Raw genomic sequence first — 24,566 nt, 5'->3', positions numbered from 1 at the left:
CACATATAGAGGGAAATATGCAAGATTTGGAAATTAAAAATTATGAACACAATCTAAAAATGCACTATGAAGCGAAATGTAAAGAATTAGATATACTTTTGACAAGTTCTATGCCTCAACAATTATCTAATATGAAAACTCTATTATGGATGAACTTTTTAATGATTGGATTAATGCTTCAGTTGATTAAAAAGTTTCCTCTTCCAGATACAATGATAGGCTTTTTTATACTTTCACTTTGTGCGATATTATCAATAATGATGGCAATACTTACGAATAGAACTAAATACTATGGTGTTCCATCCGATATTTTACATATGAGTACATATGAAGATAATAAATCAACTATTTCACAAGCTATACTAGATATGCTTAATGCAGCAAATATTGCTGTAACCAACAATCAAAATATTATTATTAAACGTGCAGAACTTATGCATTTATCTACAATATTTACCGTTATTTCCATGTTTTTTATTATTATTAGCTTTTTTATAAAAGAAATCAACCTATGAAAGGAGTATAAATGGCAGAAGAATCAAGTAAAAAACCTATAAATCCTAGACCTGTAGAAACTGGGAAAATTGTTGAAAATAGTGCTGAACCAATAAAAAGACCAATAGATAGAAAACCACAGCCTAAAAATATTAAAGAAAAATAATCCTATAACTCGTTCCCATCCGTCCTCGGTGGGAATATTCTGTAGGGTAGGTTGCTACCGCACCTTTAATCTATGTGCCAACTTCTTTAAGCCTTTCATAGTAAACCTGTGACTATATGCATATTTCCCTATGTGGTAGACTAAAAGTAAATCCCTACAAAATATGTCAATATGCAATATTTTTTAACTCAAATACAAAACCTAGTTATAATCTCTCGTACCCTTTTAGGTTATAGGGTAGTGTTCTTCTTTTCATTGAGTGGGTGGGCTTGACAGATATGATGCTTCAGGCATAGGCAGGGTTATCTCAGATGAAAGGGTACGCTATGGAATATATTATTTCAGTACTCGCACTTATAGTCTCTATAGTGAAAATCATAGTAATGTGGTTGAAGTTTAAAGAATGTAAGAAAGCGAAAGAAACACAGACTAAGACAAAATAGTCTCACAAGATGATAGGAATTAGGACTTCCTATCATTTCTGTGTACCCTTTCCAACATTTTACATTTTTACATCTTAATATTTTATTAAGACATTATTGTATGTGATCCCCCTTGTCAAACATTTTTTATAATCTGAACATCAATACATTTAACCCTTTCGTAGAACTTGTATATTAAATAAAAGCTTTTCTCTTATGCAAATTAATGGCGGGGTGGGGACACCCCGACCTACGGATAAAACCTTTTATTATTTTCTGCCATCTCCACCAAAGAGCTAGCAGGAGCAAAGCGTTCACCATACTCTGTCTCCAGTGTGCTCAGTCTTGAGACGATGCTCTCTAAGCCCTCGGCATCGGCATACCGTAACAACCCACCTCTAAAGGCAGGGAAGCCTGTACCCATGACCATTGCCATGTCCAGGTAGCGAGCATTGTCTACGACACCCTCTTCTAGACAGCGGGCTGCTTCGTTGACCATAATGAGTATGGCTCGGTCAAGAATGGTATTTTCTTTCAGTTCAACTTTTTTGCTTCTGAGCATTTCCAGTTGGGAGTTGAGTGTCTTTTTTCTGCCTTTATGGGTGTAAAAACCGGTACCTGTTTTTTTACCCAGCCACTCTTTGGCGGTCATCTGCTCTAAGAGTGCTGAGGGTTTCATACGCTCTGCATATGCCTCATAGAGAATAGCTGAGACTTTTTCGCCGATGTCTATACCCACTTCATCGGCGAGCGTAAATGGTCCCATAGGCATACCGAATGCTTCCAGCAATGCATCTATACGTTCAACACTCTCTCCTTCTTCAAACATTTTTGCCGATTCGTTCAGGTACGGCAGAAGTATGCGGTTGACCAGGAATCCTGCACACTCTCCTACTTTAATGGGTGTTTTACCCAGCCTTTTTGCAAGCTGCACCACCGTTGCAACAGTTTTTCCACTCGTTTTCTCCCCAGCAATGATCTCAACTAACGGCATCTTTGCAACCGGATTAAAGAAGTGCATCCCCACAAAACGTTTAGGATACTTCATCTCTTTGACCAACTCAGTGATGCCAAGAGAAGAGGTATTTGTAGCAATAATGGCATCTTTGCCCAAAACTGCTTCAAGTTCTTCAAAAACTTTATGTTTAACAGTACGGTCTTCACTGACCGCTTCGATCATCATATCAATATTCGACAATCCATCAACACCTGTTGTGTAGGTCACTCTGTCCATTTTAAGCCCGATCTCTCTGTCACTGAGTCGTCCTCTTCTTTTGAGCGCTTCAAAGTTTTTCATCATTTTCGCCGTTGCTTTGGCAATACTGCTCATTTTTCTTGCTTTAAGCCTTACGGGGATATCTTTTGCAGACAGTGCCCATGCGATCCCTGATCCCATAGTCCCTACTCCTATGACCCCGGCAGTGTGGATGGTTTTTGATTTTGCTTTGGAGAAGGTCTCTTTTTTGAGTTTTTCAGAAGTGAAGAAAAGTTCTATGAGATTTTTCGATATTTTACCCGTAGAGAGCGTAAGGAACTCACGAAGCTCTATCTGCAGACCTTCATTCAGCGTTTTGTCAAAACTCTCTTCAAGTACATCTACCGCCTTTAACGGTGCAGGGTAGTGTCCACCCGTTTTCTTCTCTATCTGCCTGCATGCCATTTGGGCAATAAAGGTTCTGACAACCAAGAATTTCTCATACCACTTCACACCTTTTCTGCGTTGTTGTATCTTATGGTCCAGCATACCTGAGAAGATCTCTTTGACAAACTCCTCTTTCTTGAACTCCAGATATCCGCTTGGTACTGAAGCATCTACCACTCCGAGCTTCAATGCCTTATCCCCCTTGAGACGTTTGGAAGCAGTAATGAGTTCAATGGCTTTGGTAAAACCAACCAAAGGCATGAGACGCTGTGTTCCTCCAAGTCCGGGGATGATCCCAAGACTCACTTCAACCAGTCCGATGCGTGTATGTACATCATTCGTAGCGATACGGTAATCACATGCCAAAGCAAGCTCCAAACCGCCTCCAAGACAGGCACCGTCTATGACAGCGATCGTAATAAAAGGCAGAGATTCCAAAAGATTGAATATCTCCTGACCTTTGGAGAGCATCTCTTTAACGATACTCTCATCTTTAAACGCTTTGATCTCATTTATATCCGCACCTGCAATGAAAATATCTTCTTTGGCACTCTCTATGAACAGTACTTTTATCTCTTTTTGGATTTGTATTTCACTGAGCAGGTGTTTGAGCTCATACAGTGCGTCAAAACAGAGCACATTGACATTTGAATCAGGCGTATCAAACGTTAAAGTTGCAATACCTCTGTCATCTTTTTTCAAATTAAAATATTTCATCACTCTACCTACCTTTCATAGGACGTAAAATGAACAAAGTCCATTTTGCTACGCTGACGCTGTGTCAACTTCAGCAGTTGGCTCATGTGACTAGTCACATTAAAGCATGTACTATACATTATTCTACCTCCAGTAGCAGCGCAGCACCTTGCCCACCACCTATACATAAGGTTGCCAGACCTCTCTGTAACCCTCGTTCTCGTAGTTCATGTAAAACAGTAAGCACAAGTCTTGTTCCTGTCATCCCGACGGGGTGACCAAGTGCTACGGCACCACCATTGACATTGAGTATCTCAGGGTCTATGGCACCTACCGCTTTACGCTCTCCAAAGTGCATTTCAGCAAAGTCTTTGGAAGCAAATGCCTTCTCACAGGCAATGACCTGTGCGGCAAAAGCCTCATTGATCTCCATGATCTCTATGTCTTTCATGCCAAGTCCCGTCTGCTTCAAAAGTGTATGGGTAGCAAATACAGGACCTAAGCCCATACGCTTAGGATCCAACCCTTCATAGGCATAATCTCTCAAATACCCTAAAGGCTCTAACCCTCGGCTCTTTGCTTCGCTCTCACTCATTAAGAGCACACCAGCTGCGGCATCGGTTATCTGAGAAGAATTACCTGCAGTCACTGTCCCGTTTTTACGGTCAAAGAACGGTTTTAAACGTGCGAGTTTTTCTATGGTTTGATTATCTCGTATGCCATCATCATAATCCAGATACTCTCCGATATATTCATCATACACCACTGCCATACTCTCTTTGGCAAAACGTCCTGAGGCTTTGGCTGCAGATGCTTTTTGGTGTGAGGCAAGAGAAAATGCATCCTGTTCCTCTCTACTAATGCCAAAGTCTTGTGCCAATACTTCTGCCGTACTCCCCATGAGCAGTCCACTCACCGGATCGGTCAGTCCAGACATGAGTCCAACGATGGGTTTTAAAAAACCGGGTCTGAATCCAAAGAGTGCACGTACTTTATCAAGCGCTGTTTTAGAACCTGCAAGTTTAGAAAACAAATTTGTCATCTTTTCACTATAAACCAAGGGAATGTTTGACATAGATTCTACTCCGCCACAAGCATATATTTTCCCCTCACCCGCATGTATACGAGAAACAGCCGTAGTAATGGACTCCATCCCCGAAGCACAGTTACGATGTACCGTGAGTGCAGGTGTATGCTCCGGGAACCCTGCACGCAAAGCAATAACCCTTGCTATGTTCGCTGCATGTATGGGTTGGGCGACATTGCCTATGATCACTTCATCTACCTCATCCACATCTACAGGTGAACGCATCATCAGTTCACGAAAAAGTACCGCACCCAACTGGTCTGCCTGCATACGGGCAAACTTGCCACCTGCTTTTGCCATAGGTGTCCGCAACCCGTTCACAATGGCGATACGTTCTTTTAGAGTATTCGTTTTTTCTGTTTTCATAGGTGATCCTTATACATCTCATCTATCTCATAGCCGTAACGTTCTATAAGCTGTTTCTTTGCCAGTTTCATGGAAGGGGTAAGCTCACCCGCTTCAATGGTCGGATGTTCTGCCAGCACTCTGAAATCACGTACTTTTTCCCAATGGTTCAGTTTTTTATTGAATTTAGCAATAAACTTTTCCGTCATTTTTCGAAATTTCTCTGATTCAAGTGCTTTTCTCGGTGTACTTTTCATTTTGGTGGCCAAACGTCCCAGAAAGTCAGCATCCACGAACAAAAGTGCCACGACAAAAGGTCTGCCGTGTCCTACAATAAGTGCATGTTCAAACCATCCGTTACTGACCAGTTTTTGCTCTATATAGACAGAAGAGACATACTCTCCCGTAGACGTTTTTAAAAGTTCCTTCTTACGTCCGGTGATTGTAATAAATCCTTCCTCATCTATCGTTGCAAGGTCACCCGTATGCAGCCATCCGTCAGCATCTATGACTTGATCAGTCGCTTCCTTGTTGTTGTGGTACCCCCTCATGATATTGTCACCCCGTGCCAGCAGTTCGCCCTCTTGGCTAATTTGAACTTCCACACCGGGGAATGCTTTTCCACAAGTACCTATTTTGTTTGCTTTGGGGGTATTGGCACATATCACAGGACTGGATTCTGTCAATCCGTACCCTTGGTAAAGCGGAATACCTATATTGAGGTAGAAGCAGTAAAGCATATCGGACAAAGCTGCCCCGCCGCTTATCATCATACGCATTCTGCTTCCCAGTGCCTGTCGCAGTTTTTTATAGACAAGAGCATCCAATCCTCTATCCAGCATATTCTTCGTGCTTTCGGGGTTCTTGGTTGTTGCCCGGTAGAATGCCAGACGAACCAAAAGCTGTTTGACGATATTGCCCTCCAATGCTTTAAGTTTCATCTTGAAAAAAACTTTTTCCAACAGTCGGGGAACCACTGTCATTACAGTAGGATTCACCTCTTTAAGCAGCAAACCTACATTTTTCACATCATCTGCAAAATAGATACGCAACTCCTGAGAAAGATAAAAATGCATGATCGTACGTTCAAAAATATGTGCAAGAGGCAGAAAACTAAAGGCAATATCAGATTCTCTGTCAAAATGGTATTGCTTTTCTATGGCATGTATCTGTGAAATAAGATTCTTATGGGTAAGTTCCACACCTTTGGGTGTACCGGATGTTCCTGAAGTATAGACAATGGTAGCTAGATCATTCTCTTCTATACGGCAAAGCAGTTCTTCAAAAAGCTTTGGATTGCCCTTGTCGATCTCTTTGCCTTTTTTTACCAGTTCCCCAAATGCCCTGTAGCCACTCTTATGTTCTCCAAGATAGATAACCTCTATACTCTTATCGGACCTGTGAATAATATTCTCCTGCTCTTTTGATTCTATAAAAGCGGTATGGATATAGGCATCAAGGAATTCAAAAAGAAGATTTTTCGAAGAGATATTTGTAAAAAGAGGTACGGTTACAGCGCCTGAGAGTATAAGCGCATAATCAAGCATGAGCCAGTAGGGAGAAGGAGATACTGCGATGGCTACCTGTTTGTCTCTCCAGCCATTTTCATGACTTGCCAAAGTAAGATAACGTATAGTCAGAAGAAATTCTGCTTTGGAAAATGTTTCCCATCCCGCACCGATACGATGATGTAAAAAATCTTCTTTGGGAGGTTGTGTTTCAAGGTAAGTGTAAAGCTCACCGAAATGTCTGAAACGGGTGTTCATAGCATCTCCTTTTATAAGAAGCTATGAAAAGTATAGAAAAAATGTGTGTATTTGCTGTGCAACTACCCGGATGTATTTCTATTGTATCCTTAAGATGGATATACTAGGATCTGTTGGGTCTCCACACCCAGATAAGCAGGAGTACACCGATCGAGATATTGAGCCAGCTTACACCATTGCGGAACATTTCCTCAAGTTTAGTATACAACCAACGTTGCATCTCCAGGGGTTCTGTTAAACTATGCAAATGACACCATGAAACAAGCTCATCCTGCCAGATGTAAGTCACTAATTCTGGAACAAAGAAGAAAAGTATCACCCCTGCAATACCCCAAAAATTCCTTTTGGGCTTTATACGTGCAACTGCTTCTTTAAGTTTAGGGTCGTTTTCAATATGTGCTTGAATATCTTTTATTTTTTCTCTCATCTTAACAATAACTAAGAAGCATCCCTTCTTTAACTGTCTGCATACTCTCTTCACCCACAAGGCGTTTAACAATAGCCAGACCGAAGCAGACAGCAGTTCCTGGTCCTTGGGAGGTCATCACATTTCCATCTTCCACCACTTTTAAGTCATCTCTGTACCCCGGTTGGTCTATCTCCTCTTTGGCACCTGGGTAACAGGTATAGTTGTTACCAAGTACTCCTGCTTTTTTCAATGCATACGGTGCAGCACACATGGCACCTACCGCTTTGTTGGCTTTAAATTCTTTAAGAAGTTCCAGCACACGTGCATTTTCAGCCAATGCATATGTCCCGCCCCAACCTCCGGGAAGTACCATCATATCAAAATCATCAGAGATGATATTTTTTAACGAAGTGTCTGCCTGCATCCCAATGCCGTTGGCACCGGTGACCACCCCTGTGTGATGCAGTTCATCTTCTATATAGGCTACTCTCACCTCTATCCCACCACGACGCATCACATCAATGAGTGCCACCGCTTCAAGCTCTTCAAATCCTTCTGCTAAAGGGATCAATACACTTGCCATTATAATCTCCTATCTGTTATTTAGGTCACCTCTAATAATAGGTAATACCCACAATGGGCTTTGCAAATGTAAGATTGTGCAAGAGATTTATGAGTCCTAGCCTTAGCTAAGACGAAGTAAATATCTTGTGCAAGATTGCGTTTGCAAAGCCCACCCTTCGGGCATCACTAGCTTTCCTCTATGCGTTGTTACTCTTTTTTACCTTAGCTACGGCTAGGGTTGCAAAAGAGTGCCTAGCCTAGAGAAGAGCTAGTGATGTTGTGGGTATCACCTATTGTTAGAGGTGCCCTTTAGTATATGTGTCACAATACGATATCCGTGATTGAGTGCAATGGCTATACTCCCGCCACTCTTAAACGCGATATCTCCTGCAATATAAAGTCCTTTGACCTCACTCTCATAATTCTCATCAAAAATAGGTTCACCCGTATCATCGAGGGTGATACCGCAACTCTTCAAGAAATCTTTCGGTGTCGTACCACCGATTGCATAGATGATCCTGTCATAGAATTCTGCGCCATCGGTAAAATTCACCTTGATCTGTCCATGCTCACTCTCCAAACTCTCTATATCTACGCCAAGTTTTAATCGTACTGCATCATCTTCTGCATACCTGGCGATCATCTCCTGATTGGTCGGATTGGGTCGTGTAAGTTCATCTCTTCTGTAGTTCAGTGTCACTTCATTGGTCTGGCTGAGTTCACAGGCATACTCAACAGCAGAATCACCACCACCTACAACCAGAATCTTTTCTCCATTGCTGCATTTATCCAAATTGAAATTCACTTGGGTTCTGATGGAAGGTGGGATTTTATAGGAAGGTTTATTCGGTTTGCCCATACGTCCGATACTGACAATGATATTTTTAGCCTTATCCACTCCGCAGCCTGAGCTTACAAGAAAAATATCATTTTCTTTTTCAACCTTCTCAACGGCACAGTTGAAACGTGCTTCTATCACTTCATTATCCAAAAGCTTATCAAAGTAGTCCAACGTACTCTCTTTGGTACCGTCAACAAAAGCAACATTACCTTCCAGTTCTACTTCCTGACCCTGCCAATCCTTATCGACACGTTTTTGATCTTTGTAAAATTTTCGGATCGTATAGGAGTGGTTGTCCGTTTTTTCGATCATGAGTACTTTGTCAAGCCCAAGTACTTTTGCTTCTACCGCAGCCCCGATACCTCCGGGTCCTCCACCTATAATAATCAGGTCGTAAACATTTTCCATGACTTTTCCTTTGAGATGATATAAATTATTTTATCATCTTTAGGAATACAAATCTATAGAAAATGCAAAAAAACTCAATTCTTGTTCGGAATGACTACTTTTGCATACATTCCGGGGAAAATATTCTTATTACCCTTATCAAAACTGACACGCATTTTAATTTTGTGTGTCATAGGATTGGCATCAGGAATAATTGCTTTGATACGTCCAACGGTTCTGTATTTTATAGAGGGGATCTCAACCGCCAGCTTCATCCCTTCTCTTACTTTACCAATGATACCTTCGGAGAGAGAAACATCGATCTCAAGATGTTCCGTATCTACGATCATGATCGTAAGCATACCAGGCATTACCATATCACCGACTTTGATATTTTTCTGCACCACAACACCGTCTGCCGGGGCTTTCATCTTCAGATAGTTAAATACCACTGCCATCTGCTTTACCTGCTCTGCAGCATGTTTGACCATGATCTTGGTTGACTCGAACATCGCTTTGATATTTTCAACCTGACTCTCTAAATCGTCCCAGTCAAAACCCATCATACCAAATTTCTTTTTTACATTTTCTTTCTTTTTATTGATCGCGTGAAGACGATCTCTCCAATATTCCAAAGCGATTTGAGACTGTTCAAGCATTAGATTGGCTTGTGTTTTCATAATATCAAACTCTGCTGATTCCATTTCGTAAAGATCATCCTCACGTTTTACTTTATCCCCCAGTTTCACATACACTTTCTTCACATATCCCATATAGCGGCTTCCGATCATTTTCTGACCATCTGAAACTACCGTACCCGTCAGTGTAATATTGCTTGCACACAATGATGTCATGAGTAAAAATGTGACAGTCACTATTTTTTTAAATCTGAACATTCAAATGTTTCCTGTGTTGAATTCTGTTTTTTATCATATATAGTTATACTACCACTTTCTTAAACGTACATGACATTTCATACATTGACCGATGATCTTTGTATATGCCTGCAGTGCCTGTACTGCATCTCCTGTAGAAAAACGATCTTCTACTATTTCTGCTTTTTTTCTGATCTTTTTCTGTATTTTATTGGTCATTTTCAAATCATTTTGCAGCCACTTTTCATAAATATCTTTATTGTTCACTTCCGAATCTATCGGACGTATCTTTACGATCGTCTCTTTGAGCACCTTTGTTCCGGCTTTGATAATATCTTCATTATTATAAAGCAATCCGGACTGTATATCCTGCATTGCCTGTGCCATTTTTTGCATATCGAGTATTCTGTCACCTTGCGAATAACCCTCTGCTGAAGCGAATGTTGCTGCAACCGTTAAGCCTATAAGTAATCTTTTCATAATACATTCCTTTTATATAATTATCAACACATTGTAACAAATTAACTTTAATAAAACAGTTTCATTGATAATCATCATAAAGAATAATTACTTTTTTTTATATAATTTAAGTTTTATTTCAAATAGTTAGTGCTAAGATTGGATTATCTTAATTAAATACAAAGGATGAAAAGATGAAAAAAACCTTACTATCATGTGTAGCTGCTGCTGCACTGTTTACAAGTGCTCAGGCAGATTTTAGTTTCGGAGACATGTTCAAAGATATGAAAGAAGCTGCTATCAGTATGAGTAAAGATGCAAAAGACTCTGTGGAATCTATGAAAGATGGTGCGGTCGAAACAAGTAAAAGTGCGGAAAGAACCGTAACCAATGTAAGTAAAGATGCAAAAGATTCTGCGGTAAAAGTATCAGATGATCTTAAAACTGCTGAAGTATCAACAAGTAAAGATACCAGAGATGCTACTGTTGAACTTGCAGAAGACACAAAAGATTCCATTACAAATACAACAAAAGATCTTAAAGACTCTACCACGATTGCTTCAAAAGACATGAAAGATTCTGCCATTTCGGTTTCTCACGATGTAACCGATGCAACAAAAACCGTTTCTAACGACTCGAGAGATTCAGTAAAAACAGTTTCCAACGATTCAAGAGATTCAGTGAAAGATGTTTCCGACAATGTCAATGACTCTACTAAGACAATTTCGAATGACTCAAGAGATTCTGTAAAGACAGTTTCAAATGATATGGATGACTCTACTAAAACCATTTCCGATAATGTCAATGACTCAACTAAAACTATCTCGAATGACTCAAGAGATTCTGTAAAGGATGTGTCAGACAATGCAAATGATTCTACTAAAACAATATCGAATAATGTCAATGATTCCACCAAAACAATCTCTAACGATTCGAGAGATTCTGTAAAAGATGTTTCTGACAATGCAAATGATTCAACTAAGACTATTTCAAATGATACAAGAGATTCAGTCAAAGATGTCTCTGACAATGTTGGAGACAGAACACTTTCAAAAGATGAGTACGATGAATACCTTAAACTAAAAGAAGCTGCTAAAAAATAATTTAAAATCACTTCTTCTTTCGAAAAGCTGCCCGTCACTTTTGGTAGCTTTTCACTTCTATTGATTAAAAATCATAATTTTAATTTATTTAATATATAAACTTTATGCTATCCTAGTATATTAATATTCATTGAAAAAGGATACTCATGCACACCCTGAAAAAAATCATTCTTCATAGTTTGCTTCTCTTTATTCCCTCACTGCTTTTGGCGACAATACCACAGACGATAAATACAACAGCTGCATCTGAAAAAGATTCCCTGGCAGTATTTTATACAATTGAAGGCGATATACAGGATAAGTATAATGCTTTCGTAGAGGAAAAATTAAAAACAATCGGTTTTAACCTGACTGACCCCCATAAACGTGTAAATGACCAATACAAAGCCAAATACGGCTCTACTGTACTGGATGTACTCAGTTTTATGCCCGTTGTCAATGATGAAGCAATACTCCCTTTACTGAACATAGACCCACGTATTGCCGGATTTGGACCGTTCAATATGCTTATTACAAAAAAACTTGATGAAAATAAAACCCACGTAGGTCATCTTATGCCTAAAGTAATGCTTGATATTCTCGGTATTAAAGACCAGGAAGTTCGAGAGAAATTTACTGCAACATTTAAATCACTTGATGCACTGATAGAAAAAGACCTTGGTGGAGAGAAGAGTTACATAGCTGTTAAAAAACTGCCGGAAAAAACAATGATGAATTTCGAATATGAATTCGAAATACCTGATGATATGGAAGATTTCATCGATGAATTCCAAAATAAATTTGAACTGGCTTTTATTGATAAGAAATACCTCATTGCCGGATACCATAATTTCATAGATGCCACAGATGATGCTGAAGATATACTGGAAGGGTATGATGCTTTCTGGACCTATTCTCTATGTCATTTGGAATTCTCATACAATATGTTTGACAATAAAGATGCACATCCGGAAGCAGGACTTTTTGCTCCGTGTACCATGTATATGTATATTAAAAAAGGTTCAAATAAATTGGTTGTAGGTATGTACAGACTGCACAATTGGACAGATACTCTGGGTATTACGGATGCAAAAAGAGTAGCACTTGTAGAAAAGCTAGACAAAGAGATTCCTGAAATACTCACTTCTCTGGGTATGAAGGCTATTGCAAATGTCAATACTTTGGCACAAAAAGAGACACATGAGAGCCCAACACAAACAAAAGTTGCAGCAACAACAAACATGCCAAACATACATGCAAAAGTGACTAATACTGCACCAAAAGGTACATTGGCACTTATGTATACATTAAAAGGAGAGAATGTTGAAAAAAAATATAACAAGATCATAGAAGAAGAGCTAAAGAAGATTAATTTTAAAGTCACTGATCCTCATCTTCGTGTGAATGATCAGTATAAAAAGAAATACGGTTCCACCGTACTTGATCTACTTAGTTTCCTTTCCGTTGCCAATGACAAAATGATATTACCTCTGTTAAATATCGATCCGCGTATTGCTTCTACTGCACCATTCAATATGCTCATACAAAAAAAGCTTGATGAAAAAGTAACGCATGTTGGTCATCTGGTACCTGCTGCTTTCCTTGATATGATAGGGATAAAAGATCAAAAAGTAAGAGATACCTTTACTGCATCATTTGCTCCCCTCAATGCAAAACTGGAAGAGAAATTCAAAGAGAACGGTATAGAATATACTAAATCATATTTGCCATACAAAAATTTACCCCAAACACGTATGATGAACTTTGAATACAAATTTGAAATACCCGATGATCTGGAAGATTTCATCGATGAATTCCAAAACAAGTTTGAACTGGCTTTTATTGGGAAACAGTACCTCATTGCCGGATACCATAACTTTATGGATGCCACAGATAATGCAGAAGATATTTTAGAAGGATATGATGCTTTCTGGACCTACTCTCTATGTCATTTGGAATTCTCATATAATATGTTCGACAATAAAGGTGCGCAGCCAAATGCAGGGCTCTTTGCTCCGTGTACTATGTATATGTACATTAAAAAAGGTTCCAATAAATTGGTTGTAGGCATGTTAAGACTACATAACTGGTCAGATACACTGGATATTACCGATAAAAAACGCGTAGCTCTGGTCAACAAACTTGATAACGAGATACCTGAGATATTAACTTCATTAGGCATGAAAGCCATTACCAATGTTAATCCGCTCAAAGAGACACCAAAAGCTCTGCCTAAGAAGGAAAGCCAAAAGACACCAAATCCTGTAAAAGTTGCTCTTACACCGGTTAAAACTGCATCTAAACAAAAACAGAAAAGTGCTACACAACAGCATACTGCAACATCACCTAAAAGGCAAAAAGCATCCAAAGAAAAAAATGCAAGTATCAAAATAGAAACTGGCGGAGATACTGTAGAGATCACTATTCCAACACCACCAAAAGTACCTTCTGTGATTCAGGTGAGAACCATCACTAACGGTGAAGTCAATGGTGACACCAGATCGATCAAGTTCTCAAAACGTGTTCCACCAAATTATGTGCCGCCTGAAAAACGTACACAGGAAGCTAAACCTAAAAATACCGATACCAATATCGGAGGAGTTAACAAAGGAAAGATATCCGCCTATTTAAGAGGAAGATTTATGGATGTAAAAGCTGCCAAAGCAAAACTCAAAGAAGCAGGATTTGAGATCGTTGCAACTACACCGGTTGACAAAAAAGGCAAGCTTGTCTCCATTGTCTTTACTGACAAAGCACTCATAAAAATGGCAAGCAAACCGAACCGGGGATTCATGGCATCTTTACGTCTTCTTGTCAATAAAAAAGACAACCATATCAGTATTACCAATCCGCTCTATATGGCAAAAGCATTCATGCAGCAAGACTTTGATGAGAAAAAAGCAAAAGCCACTTTGGCAAAACTGACTGCTGTATTTACAGGGATGCTCAACTCAAAAGATATGCTCAAGTTCCAACTGCTTCCAAAATATCAGTTCATGAGCGGTATGCCTCATTATGAAGAGATGACTGTCGTGGCACGGGGAAATGATCTTCTCTCAAAAATAAAGAACAATAAAAAGGTGGTCTTTAGCCAAAAACTTGAAAATGGGGCAACATTAATAGGTGTAAAACTGGGTAAAAGAACCAGTAAATTCACAGGGCGTATCGGTACGAACAATGCTGCCTTACTTCCCTACCCTGTGCTTATAGAAAATGGAGAAGCAAAAATACTAGATCCGAAATATTATATCTCAGTCATGTACCCGCTGCTTCAAATGTCAGAGTTCATGACCATTGCAACTGTACCGGGAGCTGTTATTAAAGATTGTGAAAGAGTGTTTAAATAAGAAAATAAAAGGCTACAGAAATAGCCTTTTATTTCGTTGTGGATTTGAAGATACCTATAAGAGAGCTTACTTAACGTAAGTAGTCAAGTAATCTTCTTCAACGCTGTAATACGATAAAGAACTATTTTGCTTTCTCCAAATATTCACCCTCGACAGTATTTACTTTAATTTTATCACCCTCTAGTACATGAAATGGTACTTGCACCACAGCACCACTGTTAAGAGTTGCTGGCTTTTTGCCCCCCTGGGAATCACCTTTAAAGTTAGGTGGTGTCTCTACTACTTCATATACATATGTTACAGGAATCTCAACTGTGATAGCTTTGCCGTTATGAAAAAGAATCTCCGTCTCCATACCATCAACCATGTAGTCAAATGTCTCTTTACCTACCTGCTCATGAGTAAGTCCTATTTGATCAAAAGTTGTGGTATCCATAAATTGCAAAAATTCACCATCATCATAGAGGAACTGCATGGTTTTTTCTTCAAGTTCAGGTACTTCAAATTTATCTCCAGCGTGCACTGTTTTTTCTATAGTTTTTGCTGTTTCAAGGTTCTTAATCTTCATACGTACAAATGCTGCACCTTTTCCTGGTTTCACATGTTGAAACTCTGTAACCTTATAAGGATTGCCTGTAATCTCGAGTCTTACACCTTTTTTGATATCACCCATTCCTATTGTAGCCATGATTGTTCCTTAAAAATAAATTGAATGATTATAGCAAATGGTTGATTAAAAGGTTATAGAAACGTATCCAGGACACACAAATAATGTCCTGGCATATATTTTATTTTGTAATAGCGATATTATTCATTTCACAATGATCAGCCATATCAAAATCCATTGCTTTGGTATTATGCATAAGTACAGGTACAAAAATCAATGATACAAACACCGCTGCAACTGTACCGGAGATAAGTGCAACACCCAAACCACCAAAGACAGGGTCACTTGCAAGCAATGCTGAACCTAAAATGATCGCAACTGCTGTCAGTGCGATCGGTTTGGCTCTCGTCGCCACCGCTGTAGCAATCGCCTCTTTTTTCTCCATCCCGTGACATTCCATCAGTGACTTGGCAAAGTCTATTAGAAGCAGTGAGTTTCTCGAACTGATCCCCATCAGGGCAATAAAGCCGATAAGTGATGTTGCCGTCAGAAAGAAAGTTTCGCTCGTAAAGAGGTTGGCTACCCAGTGCCCGACTATCACTCCGATCAACGAGAGGAAAGAACCAAGCAGAATAATACCGCTGATCGCAAAACTCTTGTAGTAGATCACCAGTAGAAGAAATATCAATACCAAGGCGGCAATAAACGCACCACCCAGATCTCTAAAGGTATCAAGTGTTACTTTCATCTCTCCATCCCAGCGAAGCAGAAACTTCTCTCCTGTCTTTTTGTCTGTCAGGTAAAGATCAAACATATAGGTAGTAAATCCTGCTTTTTCTATCTTATACTCTTTGGAAAATTCTTTGATCATTACATCTCTTGCCGCAAGCAATGGATAGACTTGGGAGACCATATCTGTCTCTGCTATAACATTAACCATACGGGAAAGATCTTTATGCATGATCATAGGATTAGATTTGACTTTACGGATCGTTACCACTTCACTTAACGGTACCATCATCCCCCGTTGGTTCATCAGGTTCAAGGAAGAGAGTTTACTTCTTAATGCATCTTCCTTAGATGAGTTCAAACGCTTTGTCTCTTTGTCCAATACTAAAAACATCGGTATTTGATCCGGTGCATTCTTTGAATTTTTATGTGCGATCACCATACCTTCAAATGATAAATAAAGAATATTATTCACCTGTTTGACACTCAAACCGCTTCGTGCGATCTTCTCTTTATCAGGAATAAGTTCATACTTATCAAAGATATCATCTGCCATTACATCTACATCCACCAAACCCTTTGTTTTTTCAAAAATATTTGCTACCTTTGTAGATATTTCACGCACTTTTTTAAGATTGTCTCCATGCACTTCAAGCACAATCGATGCCAAAGTAGGAGGACCTGCAGGTTGTTCCACGAATTTAATATTGGTACCTTTAACCACAGGAAGACATTTTTCTTTGACAATCGGTCGTAATCTCTGTGTCATAAGGAATGAAGGCTCTTCTCTTTCATGCTTATCTGTCAGATTTACTGCGATCTCTGATACATTTTCGGTACGCTTCATACTCGCACCTTTGACAAGACCGGCGTAATCAAGCGGAATGCCCTGTCCCAAAAAGAGTTCGAGGTTCATGATCTCTTTTTCATCCTTAAGTATATTAATAACACATTGACTGACTTTCTTGGTCTGCTCAATAGAACTGCCTGTCGGAGTATCAATATAGACAGAAAAGGTATTATCACTTTTCCCTGGAAGCATTTTTGCAAGTACCAACTTGGTAGGAAACATCATCAGCGAAGCAAAAAATGCAACAGCCGTCAAGACAATGACCAAAGTTTTCTTTGTTTTACTGCTGAGGATCGTATAGATGAATTTTTGTAATCCTTTCATTACTTACCTCCTTTCTGATGATGTCTGTGTTTGGGTTTTTTCAAGAGTTTCAAACTCAAATATGGGGTAAAGATATAAGCAATAAAGAGTGATGCAACAAGGGCAACAGGAACATTGTAAGGGATCGGTTTCATAAATGATCCCATCATCCCCCCTACAAATGCCATAGGTACCATTGTTAAGATGATCGCAAGTGTAGCCACATTTGTCGGTGCACCGATCTCATCGGTTGCTTCAACCAATAGTTCACCCATCTCCTTATTTTCTGCATCATGACTATGCAAATGCCTATGAATATTCTCTATCACAATGATCGCAGCATCCACCAGCAATCCCAGTGAAAGAAGGAAAGCAAAAAGGGTGATCCTGTTGATCGTTTGACCGGAAAGATACGCAATGAAAAGAGTGATTGCCAAAATGGCCGGTACCGTAAAAGTAACAATGAGAGACTCTTTCCATCCTAAAGCAAAAACAAGCATCAGTGCAATAATTACAATAGTGATCATAAGGTGATGCATGAGTTCATTGACCGCTTCATCTGCTCTTACTCCATAGTTCCTTGTGATTAAATAGCCTACACCTTCTTTTGCAAATTCTTTTTCATGTGCTTTGAGGACTTTTACTACGTCGTCTGCAACAAATACTGCATTGGTCCCTGCAAGTTTGGCCACAGTAAGTGTAATCTGACTTTTCTCATCGCCTAACGTCGACCTGTTTTCATCTTTTTTAAAACGAATTTCAGCAGTTTGGAAATTTTGTATATCTACACCTTCTGTCACAGAGGCTACATCTCTCAAATAGATCGGTGAACCCATGTATTGGGCAACAATCACCGAACCGACATCTTCAACACTCTCTATGGCGTTTTTTACACCGAATATGACCAGTTTGTTCTCTTTTGTTCTGCCTTTTACATCCGGTACATCAACCGCTACCGACTGTACTGCCTTCATGATCTGTCCCATAGAGAGATGATAGGCTGAAAGTTTTCCCATATCCACTTCAATATTGTATTGTGCTTTTCTTGCACCTTTTAGTGTAGTTTTTGCCACATTGTCTACAGCATTCAATTTCTGCTGCATTTTACGTACAATATCAAAAAGTTTAATATCATCAACTTTACTTCCTTTTTTGGGATAGAAAGCTATAGTAATAATAGGGATATCAATATCAATATCAAACGGTTTGATCAGTGGCTGCATCACACCTTTTGGCATCTTATCCATATTCTGCATTACTTTATCGTAAAGTTTAAGGTTGGAATCTTCTCTATTTTCCCCAATATAATACATAACATTAACGATCCCTACATTATCCATAGCCATACCGTAAATATGTTCTATACCCTTTACCTCTCTCAATTTACGCTCCAACGGGTTAACAATGATATTTTCTATTTCACGTGGACTGGCTCCGGGCATAGCAACGATCACTGCTCCACCCGAAATAGCGATCTGAGGATCTTCTTCTCTTGGCATAATATTCAATGCAAGATATCCCATGATCAGAAGAAATACGCCTAGTACAGGGGTTAAAGGATTCCGTAAAAATCCTTTGGCTAATTTACCCGCATAATCCGTTACGTGGTATTCATTTTTAGTTTCCATCATTATGACCTAATAAAGATTTTGGCATACATTCCAGGATAAACAGATTTACCTTTATGATCGAATGTGATCTTTATCTTAAATTTATGCGTCATAGGATTGGAACTTGGGATAATAGAGCTTATTTTTCCGGTAGTAGCGAATCCAAGTGAAGGAATCTCAACTTTTACCTTTTTACCTAAATTAATATATTTAAGCTGTGTCTCTGAAATTTCAGCAACGATTTTTAATTTGCTAAGATCTGTAAGGATCACAGCAGGCATACCGGGAATCGCCATTTCCCCTTCATTGAGTTTTTTTGCAACGATCACACCGTCATTGGGTGCTTTTATCTTTAAATAGTTATACTGATTAAGTACTTCCTGCTTTTTTGCCAGTGCCTGTTTTACCTGCTCTTGTGCAATTGTTACCATGTCTTTCAGGTTTTTGGCTGCAAGCTGCAGTGTTTCCAATTCATATTTGGAAACCATCTTCTTTTTATAGAGTCTTTGGTGACGTGCAAGGTTTGTCAACACATTGTTGTACTGGTTCCTGTTCATCTGAAGTGCCAGTCTTGCCTGAGATATAGCAAGGTCTACCTGTCTCTCTGCAGATTCTATCTCTTTGGAGTCTATCTCATAAAGCAGCTGTCCTTTTTTAACGATATCCCCCTCACTCACAGCCATATTTTTCACAAATCCCATATAACGGCTGGTCATCATTTTCTGATTATCTGAAACTACCGATCCGCTCAAGTCTATCTCTATCGCACCTGCCACTGTCAGCAGTAGCATGGCAAATAATACAATGATCTTTTTCATATTTTCTCTCCTTTGGTTATCGTACTGTTCGTCTCTGTTGGTTTTACTATTTTTTCAACATTGTAAACACTTGCACTCTTTTGCTTGTTGATCAATGCTTCAAGTTCAAATATTTTTGTATTTCTAGTATTTTTTGCAGTCAACGATTTTAGAAGTACTTCAAGTTCTTTGGACTGTTTTATCAATACATCTGAAATGGAAACCATCCCTTCTTTATAGCGTGCTCTGTAGTTTTCATATACTTTTTTGGCAAATCTTAGCTGTTTTTTATAACTTTGAATATCTGCATTGGCACTTAATATCTCTGTTTTAAGTTTCTTTGCCTTTAAAGCAATACCTTTTTTCGCCAATTCTACCTGATCATTGACCATGAGGTAATGCACTTTTGCCTTTTCAAGATTTGCAGCATCAATACCGCCATTGAAAAGATTCCATTTGACCTGCACCCCTACTGTATAGGCATCTTTGTCCAAAAATTCATTCCACAGTACATTGTCTGCACTGCTGTATTCTGCAAATGCACCTACAGTCGGAAGAAAGTTGGCTTTTTCTACATTGACTGCCATTTTTGTGATCTGCAGCCCCAAAAGTGCCTTCTGAATATCAATATTGTTTGATTCAAGGCTGTTTTTTGTGACACGTGGCATTGGTGCTGTATCATTCATTCTTTTAATAGAACTTACTTCTGTATTAAGCAAAAATGAGAGAAATTGATAGGCAAGATCTTTATTGAGCTTTGCCTGATTATACATACTTTGTGCCTCAGCTTTACGTGCCTGTACTTCAAGAAGGTCTATGTTTTTTGCATAGCCCTCTTTTTGCATATTCCTTACAATGGATTCCAGCTTTCCGATATTACGAATGATCTTAGAGAGATTTGTAATATAATGTTCCACCAAAGAGATATCATAAAAAGCTTTTTTGGTTTGAAATATCTTCTCATTCAGTAACTTTTTTGTATCGAATTTGCTCATATGATACAAAGAATTTGTAATATGTCCGTATTCTGTCAACTTACCCCCCGTATAAAGCGGTAACATGTAAGAGAATTTGGTTTGAAAATGGTTTCTTGCTTTCGGGTAGTTCAGTCGACTTGGAGGTGGAGTGAACGGATCTCTTCCGGCATTGAAGTTCTCGAAAAACTCCTGCGCTCCAAAATCTCCGAAATTCGCTTCACGACTCTGGAGTTTAAAGCCAAAGACATTTCCTGCATCATTGGAACGCATACCCATGAGCGTTACATCCAGTTTGCCGTAGTTATGCCCTTTGGCAGCTTTTGCTTCATACGCTTTCATCTGTTCATTGAAGCGTGCTACCTTCAGCTCCAGATTGTCTTTTTTCAAAATATTGATCGCATGATTCAATGTTAAATGCTTTACCCCCGCAAAAAGAGGTAACGTAATGATCAATAATAAAAAGGCTCTTTTGACAAACATCATATAAACTCCTGATATAAAAGGTTTATTATAGCACAAGATATGGCACTGCCTTACGCTACTGTAATAATAACGCGATTATAGCCAATTGAATTTAATTTAATGATTAAAAATGGTGATTTGTATCAATTTTTTTGAATATTTAAGATGATATCTCTCCATAGGTGGAAACCTATGAAAAATTTTATCGCAGATCATACAATAGAGATTGTATAATGCAGATTTATTCCTTAGAGCGTAGCATGACTGACGCTGATACATGCTTCTAATGAAGCAAGGGCATCCAATACCTTTTTTGTTACCTGTCCGTCAACCCTGACAACAGCAAGTGCCTGTTGCTTACTGTCACGTCCCAGTCTGAAATCAGAAATATTCAAACTGTTCTCAGCCATGATCTGTCCGACATTACCGATCACACCCGGAGTGTCTGTATTTCTAAAGAATATCATAGTACCTTTTGGTTCAACATCCAAAATGTAATCATCGATCTCGATAATACGCTGTACCGTATCATCAAACACCGTACCGGCAATAGTGATCGTACCATCTTGTGTCGTCAGCTTGACTGAGACCTTATTGGTAAATCCACTGGTATTTGGTTTTACTTCTGTGCCAAGTTCAATGCCACGCTCTTTTGCTACAAACTCAGCATTGACATAATTCACCTGGTCAGCAAGTGACTCAGTCAGTACACCAACCGTAGCAAATGTCTGCATAGATGCAAGATAATCAGCGATCGGGCCTTTGGCTGCGACCTTAATAGATTTAACTGCACTTTTGGTGACCTGAGATGAGAGATGCCCCATTTTTTGCACCAATTCAAGATAAGGTCTGACAAAGTCAGGAAGTTCATTTTCTTTAATCGGTAAGTTCAATGCATTTGGATAGGCAATACCTTTAGCTGCAGAGATCGCATTCTCTGCTGCCTGAATCGCAATATTTCGTTGTGACTCTTTGGTATTGGCACCAAGATGTGGAGTAACGGTTACGTTATTCAGATCAAGCAACGGATGATCCGTAGCAGGTTCTTTATTAAATACATCAATCCCGGCCATAGCTATCTTGCCTGATTTTAATCCCTCAAGCAGTGCATCTTCATCATAAAGACCGCCTCTTGCACAGTTGATCAGGATCACACCATCTTTCATCTTGGCGATCTCTTCTTTTCCAATCATACCAATGGTCTCTTCTGTTTTTGGTGTATGAATAGTGATAATATCACACGCCAGAATATCTTCAAAATTCTTTGTATATCCCATATCAAGATCAGTCGCCTTACTTGAATCAATATACGGGTCATAGGCAATAACATCCATTTCAAATGCTTTTGCACGTTTACCTACACGTGAACCAATGTTACCAAAACCGATGATCCCGAGTTTTTTTTCTTTCAGCTCAGTTCCGTACCAGTCCTGTCTTCTCCATACACGGTCAAGTTTCAGGTTGTTATGTGCATACGGGAACTGTCTGACACAAGAGAGCATATGTGCCATAGTAAGCTCCACTGCGGCAATAGTATTGGCAGTAGGAACATTCATAACTACGATCCCCTGTTTACTGGCACCGGGAATATCAACATTATCTACACCGACACCTGCACGAACCACCGCTGTGATCTTTTGTGCTGAAGCCAAAAATGCTTCATCTACATCCGTAGAAGAACGGGTGATCGCTACATCTGCCAATGGAATGATCTCAGAGATAAGTTTGTCTTTTGGCTCATCTGCTGCATTTATAAGTTCTATTTCATTATCATTTGCAAGAATATCTAATCCTGTTTGATGAATATGGTCACAAACGACGATTGTCTTTTTTGACATGGTAAAACCTTTTTGTAAAATTTTAGGGAATCCCTAATAGTAACTATTTGAAGAGTATACGACCTGGTCGTATGAACCTACACACAAAGCAGGTTCATGTAGCATCATAATAAAATGATTATTTTTTGAATTTGTCACCAAATGCATCACCTAAAGTCATGCTGTCATCTTGATCCAGGTTAAGTTGCTCCATGGCTTCTCTCTCTTCTTGACGCTCAAGTCTTTTTACAGAAACTCTGATTCTGTCAGAATTAGCATCGATAAAACTGATCACACCTTTGATCTCTTGACCTTTTTCTATCTCATCAAATTTAAGAGGATGAAGGTCTTCTGTTCTGATGAGTGCATCAATATTGTCTTCAAGTGAAATAAATACACCGAAATCTTTCTTATCTTTTACTGTACCTGTTACGATAGAACCGTTTTTATGATCTTGTGCAAATGCTTTTACCGGTGAGTCTTCAAGTGCTTTTTTAGAGAGTGAAATTTTACCTGCATCTCTGTCGATCTTAATGATCTTCACTTCTACTTCATCACCCACTTTAAGCTCTGACTTGGCATTTTTGGATTTATCCCAAGAGATCTCCTGGTTATGAAGAAGCCCTTCAACGGCTCCTACTCTTACAAATGCACCAAAGTCAGTAATAGATGTCACAGTACCTGTCACAACATCACCGACTCTGTTTTCAGCTGTAAATGCATCCATCGGTTTTGGAAGAAGATTTTTAAGACTTACTCTGAGCCTTCTTCCCTCTTTATCGATCTCGATCACTTCAACATTGATCTCTTGATTATTCTCTAAGTAATCTTTAGGGTGCTTCACATTTTTATCCCATGAAATTTCAGATACATGAAGGAATGCTTCAAGATCTTCACCAAGATCAACAAATACACCGTATGGCTCAATATTGGAAACTGTAGCAGTAACTGTATCGCCTACACCAATAATAGAATCAATGTCAGCCCAAGGATCAGGATTTGCATCTTTTATGGAAAGAGAAAGATGTCTTTTCTTTTTATCATACTCAAGTGCGATAACATTGACTTCATCACCTTCTTGGAAATATTTAGAAGGATTTACCGGTCCTTTATGAGAGATCTGTGAATAGTGAACAAGACCGTCCATTCCACCTACATCTACAAACATACCGTAAGAAGTGATCTTTTTGATCGTACCGACTACCGGCTCTTTATTTTCAAGCAACGCACCTACGATCTCATCTGTTTTAGCTTTATCACGTTCAATAAGTTCTTTTCTGGAAACAACAACGCTTCCTTTCTCTTTATCTACTTTAACGATAACAGCTTTTACTTTTTTACCGATCGGGTCTATTTTGGAAGAGAGGTAGGAAAGTGTTCTTGGCATAAAGAATTCAAGACCGTCAACCTCAACAACATATCCGCCTTTATTCTTCTTGGTGACCACACCTTCGATGATATATTCCTGCTCTTCATCGTATTCTTCGATAAACTCATTCAATGCTGCTCTGGCCTGTGCAGCTTTGTATGAAATACGTCCTCTTCCCTGGTTAAGAACTACTATTTCATCACCTACTTTAAATGTAGCATTTCCCTCTTCATCCTTGATCTCATCAAGAGAAAGGTTTGCATCTCTGCCACCACCGATGTCAACAACTACCAGATTGTCTTTTTCATCTATTTTAACGATCGTACCTGTAACCAAATCACTTCTTGACTCTGATTTTTTGAACGACTCCTCGAGCATCGCCTCAAAATCTACTTCTTCTATTTCGATATCTTCGAACTTCATACCTATCCTTATGTGTACACAAATTTTGCGTTATTATAC

At 39.1% G+C, this 24,566-nt stretch carries 19 protein-coding genes; 4 read left to right on the top strand and 15 right to left on the bottom strand.

Going from position 1 to position 24,566, the window contains the following annotated elements; genetic code table 11:
- The first annotated feature begins 17 nt into the window (after window positions 1-17).
- Both MVE01_RS07260 and MVE01_RS07255 read left to right on the top strand, forming a co-directional pair.
- Window positions 18-515 carry a hypothetical protein gene (locus tag MVE01_RS07260; protein WP_472561515.1) on the top strand — a complete coding sequence of 166 codons (498 nt, stop codon included), beginning with the start codon at window positions 18-20 and terminating at the stop codon, window positions 513-515.
- Between the two features lie 11 nt (window positions 516-526).
- Window positions 527-661: a hypothetical protein gene (locus MVE01_RS07255; RefSeq protein WP_472561514.1), complete on the top strand. Its 135-nt coding sequence runs from the start codon at window positions 527-529 to the stop codon at window positions 659-661.
- A 672-nt stretch (window positions 662-1,333) separates the two neighbouring features.
- On the opposite strand, the gene MVE01_RS07250 is transcribed toward MVE01_RS07255, so the two are convergent.
- From MVE01_RS07250 to MVE01_RS07215, 8 genes are all read right to left on the bottom strand, one after another.
- Window positions 1,334-3,442: a 3-hydroxyacyl-CoA dehydrogenase NAD-binding domain-containing protein gene (locus tag MVE01_RS07250; protein WP_472561513.1), complete on the bottom strand. Its 2,109-nt coding sequence runs from the start codon at window positions 3,440-3,442 to the stop codon at window positions 1,334-1,336.
- A 118-nt stretch (window positions 3,443-3,560) separates the two neighbouring features.
- Window positions 3,561-4,874: an acetyl-CoA C-acyltransferase gene (locus MVE01_RS07245; RefSeq protein WP_472561512.1), complete on the bottom strand. Its 1,314-nt coding sequence runs from the start codon at window positions 4,872-4,874 to the stop codon at window positions 3,561-3,563.
- On the bottom strand, window positions 4,871-6,619 hold the full coding sequence (locus tag MVE01_RS07240; RefSeq protein WP_472561511.1) for an AMP-dependent synthetase/ligase: 1,749 nt from the start codon (window positions 6,617-6,619) through the stop codon (window positions 4,871-4,873). Before MVE01_RS07240 ends, MVE01_RS07245 begins: the two co-directional genes overlap by 4 nt.
- A 103-nt stretch (window positions 6,620-6,722) precedes the next feature.
- Window positions 6,723-7,046 carry a hypothetical protein gene (locus tag MVE01_RS07235; protein ID WP_472561510.1) on the bottom strand — a complete coding sequence of 108 codons (324 nt, stop codon included), beginning with the start codon at window positions 7,044-7,046 and terminating at the stop codon, window positions 6,723-6,725.
- A gap of 1 nt (window position 7,047) precedes the next feature.
- Window positions 7,048-7,611, bottom strand: a complete 564-nt coding sequence (locus MVE01_RS07230) for a DJ-1 family glyoxalase III (protein ID WP_472561509.1) — start codon at window positions 7,609-7,611, stop codon at window positions 7,048-7,050.
- A gap of 267 nt (window positions 7,612-7,878) precedes the next feature.
- Entirely contained in the window at window positions 7,879-8,841 is a 963-nt protein-coding gene (locus MVE01_RS07225; RefSeq protein WP_472561508.1) for an NAD(P)-binding domain-containing protein, read from the bottom strand.
- 74 nt (window positions 8,842-8,915) lie between these two features.
- Window positions 8,916-9,716, bottom strand: coding sequence for an efflux RND transporter periplasmic adaptor subunit (locus tag MVE01_RS07220; protein ID WP_472561507.1), 801 nt, complete (start codon window positions 9,714-9,716; stop codon window positions 8,916-8,918).
- Between the two features lie 48 nt (window positions 9,717-9,764).
- A complete protein-coding gene (locus MVE01_RS07215; RefSeq protein WP_472561506.1) occupies window positions 9,765-10,175 on the bottom strand; it encodes a cytochrome C in 411 nt (136 codons plus the stop codon).
- Between the two features lie 173 nt (window positions 10,176-10,348).
- On the opposite strand from MVE01_RS07215, the gene MVE01_RS07210 reads away from it, so the two are divergent.
- Complete coding sequence (locus tag MVE01_RS07210; protein WP_472561505.1) at window positions 10,349-11,257, top strand: hypothetical protein; 909 nt, start codon at window positions 10,349-10,351, stop codon at window positions 11,255-11,257.
- Window positions 11,258-11,403: 146 nt separating this feature from the next.
- Window positions 11,404-14,583 (top strand): hypothetical protein, encoded by a 3,180-nt coding sequence (locus MVE01_RS07205; protein ID WP_472561504.1) that lies wholly within the window; start codon window positions 11,404-11,406, stop codon window positions 14,581-14,583.
- 121 nt (window positions 14,584-14,704) lie between these two features.
- Here the strand turns inward: MVE01_RS07205 and efp are convergent, their stop codons facing one another.
- The 7 genes from efp to MVE01_RS07170 form a co-directional block, all read right to left on the bottom strand.
- Window positions 14,705-15,271 carry an elongation factor P gene (gene efp / locus MVE01_RS07200; protein ID WP_472561503.1) on the bottom strand — a complete coding sequence of 189 codons (567 nt, stop codon included), beginning with the start codon at window positions 15,269-15,271 and terminating at the stop codon, window positions 14,705-14,707.
- A 100-nt stretch (window positions 15,272-15,371) separates the two neighbouring features.
- A complete protein-coding gene (locus MVE01_RS07195; protein ID WP_472561502.1) occupies window positions 15,372-17,093 on the bottom strand; it encodes an efflux RND transporter permease subunit in 1,722 nt (573 codons plus the stop codon).
- A complete protein-coding gene (locus tag MVE01_RS07190; protein ID WP_472561501.1) occupies window positions 17,093-18,700 on the bottom strand; it encodes an efflux RND transporter permease subunit in 1,608 nt (535 codons plus the stop codon). The genes MVE01_RS07195 and MVE01_RS07190 overlap by 1 nt, the downstream gene beginning before the upstream one ends.
- A gap of 2 nt (window positions 18,701-18,702) precedes the next feature.
- Entirely contained in the window at window positions 18,703-19,500 is a 798-nt protein-coding gene (locus MVE01_RS07185) for an efflux RND transporter periplasmic adaptor subunit (protein ID WP_472561500.1), read from the bottom strand.
- A complete protein-coding gene (locus MVE01_RS07180) occupies window positions 19,497-20,939 on the bottom strand; it encodes a TolC family protein (protein WP_472561499.1) in 1,443 nt (480 codons plus the stop codon). Before MVE01_RS07180 ends, MVE01_RS07185 begins: the two co-directional genes overlap by 4 nt.
- A 227-nt stretch (window positions 20,940-21,166) precedes the next feature.
- Entirely contained in the window at window positions 21,167-22,756 is a 1,590-nt protein-coding gene (serA, locus tag MVE01_RS07175; protein ID WP_472561498.1) for a phosphoglycerate dehydrogenase, read from the bottom strand.
- A 118-nt stretch (window positions 22,757-22,874) separates the two neighbouring features.
- Window positions 22,875-24,527 (bottom strand): 30S ribosomal protein S1, encoded by a 1,653-nt coding sequence (locus MVE01_RS07170; RefSeq protein ID WP_472561497.1) that lies wholly within the window; start codon window positions 24,525-24,527, stop codon window positions 22,875-22,877.
- Between the last annotated feature and the right edge of the window lie 39 nt (window positions 24,528-24,566).

It is taken from the genome of Sulfurovum sp. (genome assembly GCA_026990595.1).
Classification (GTDB): domain Bacteria; phylum Campylobacterota; class Campylobacteria; order Campylobacterales; family Sulfurovaceae; genus Sulfurovum.
The sequence above is the reverse complement of the archived record's forward strand: the minus strand, read 5'-3'. Positions and strand labels throughout refer to the sequence as shown.

What these genes read in the sequence shown, in the direction of transcription:
- MVE01_RS07260 (WP_472561515.1), top strand. Translation starts at nt 18, where the DNA reads ATGCAAGATTTGGAAATTAAAAATTATGAACACAATCTAAAAATGCAC.
- MVE01_RS07255 (WP_472561514.1), top strand. Translation starts at nt 527, where the DNA reads ATGGCAGAAGAATCAAGTAAAAAACCTATAAATCCTAGACCTGTAGAA.
- MVE01_RS07250 (WP_472561513.1), bottom strand. Translation starts at nt 3,442, where the DNA reads ATGAAATATTTTAATTTGAAAAAAGATGACAGAGGTATTGCAACTTTA.
- MVE01_RS07245 (WP_472561512.1), bottom strand. Translation starts at nt 4,874, where the DNA reads ATGAAAACAGAAAAAACGAATACTCTAAAAGAACGTATCGCCATTGTG.
- MVE01_RS07240 (WP_472561511.1), bottom strand. Translation starts at nt 6,619, where the DNA reads ATGAACACCCGTTTCAGACATTTCGGTGAGCTTTACACTTACCTTGAA.
- MVE01_RS07235 (WP_472561510.1), bottom strand. Translation starts at nt 7,046, where the DNA reads ATGAGAGAAAAAATAAAAGATATTCAAGCACATATTGAAAACGACCCT.
- MVE01_RS07230 (WP_472561509.1), bottom strand. Translation starts at nt 7,611, where the DNA reads ATGGCAAGTGTATTGATCCCTTTAGCAGAAGGATTTGAAGAGCTTGAA.
- MVE01_RS07225 (WP_472561508.1), bottom strand. Translation starts at nt 8,841, where the DNA reads ATGGAAAATGTTTACGACCTGATTATTATAGGTGGAGGACCCGGAGGT.
- MVE01_RS07220 (WP_472561507.1), bottom strand. Translation starts at nt 9,716, where the DNA reads ATGTTCAGATTTAAAAAAATAGTGACTGTCACATTTTTACTCATGACA.
- MVE01_RS07215 (WP_472561506.1), bottom strand. Translation starts at nt 10,175, where the DNA reads ATGAAAAGATTACTTATAGGCTTAACGGTTGCAGCAACATTCGCTTCA.
- MVE01_RS07210 (WP_472561505.1), top strand. Translation starts at nt 10,349, where the DNA reads ATGAAAAAAACCTTACTATCATGTGTAGCTGCTGCTGCACTGTTTACA.
- MVE01_RS07205 (WP_472561504.1), top strand. Translation starts at nt 11,404, where the DNA reads ATGCACACCCTGAAAAAAATCATTCTTCATAGTTTGCTTCTCTTTATT.
- efp (WP_472561503.1), bottom strand. Translation starts at nt 15,271, where the DNA reads ATGGCTACAATAGGAATGGGTGATATCAAAAAAGGTGTAAGACTCGAG.
- MVE01_RS07195 (WP_472561502.1), bottom strand. Translation starts at nt 17,093, where the DNA reads ATGAAAGGATTACAAAAATTCATCTATACGATCCTCAGCAGTAAAACA.
- MVE01_RS07190 (WP_472561501.1), bottom strand. Translation starts at nt 18,700, where the DNA reads ATGGAAACTAAAAATGAATACCACGTAACGGATTATGCGGGTAAATTA.
- MVE01_RS07185 (WP_472561500.1), bottom strand. Translation starts at nt 19,500, where the DNA reads ATGAAAAAGATCATTGTATTATTTGCCATGCTACTGCTGACAGTGGCA.
- MVE01_RS07180 (WP_472561499.1), bottom strand. Translation starts at nt 20,939, where the DNA reads ATGATGTTTGTCAAAAGAGCCTTTTTATTATTGATCATTACGTTACCT.
- serA (WP_472561498.1), bottom strand. Translation starts at nt 22,756, where the DNA reads ATGTCAAAAAAGACAATCGTCGTTTGTGACCATATTCATCAAACAGGA.
- MVE01_RS07170 (WP_472561497.1), bottom strand. Translation starts at nt 24,527, where the DNA reads ATGAAGTTCGAAGATATCGAAATAGAAGAAGTAGATTTTGAGGCGATG.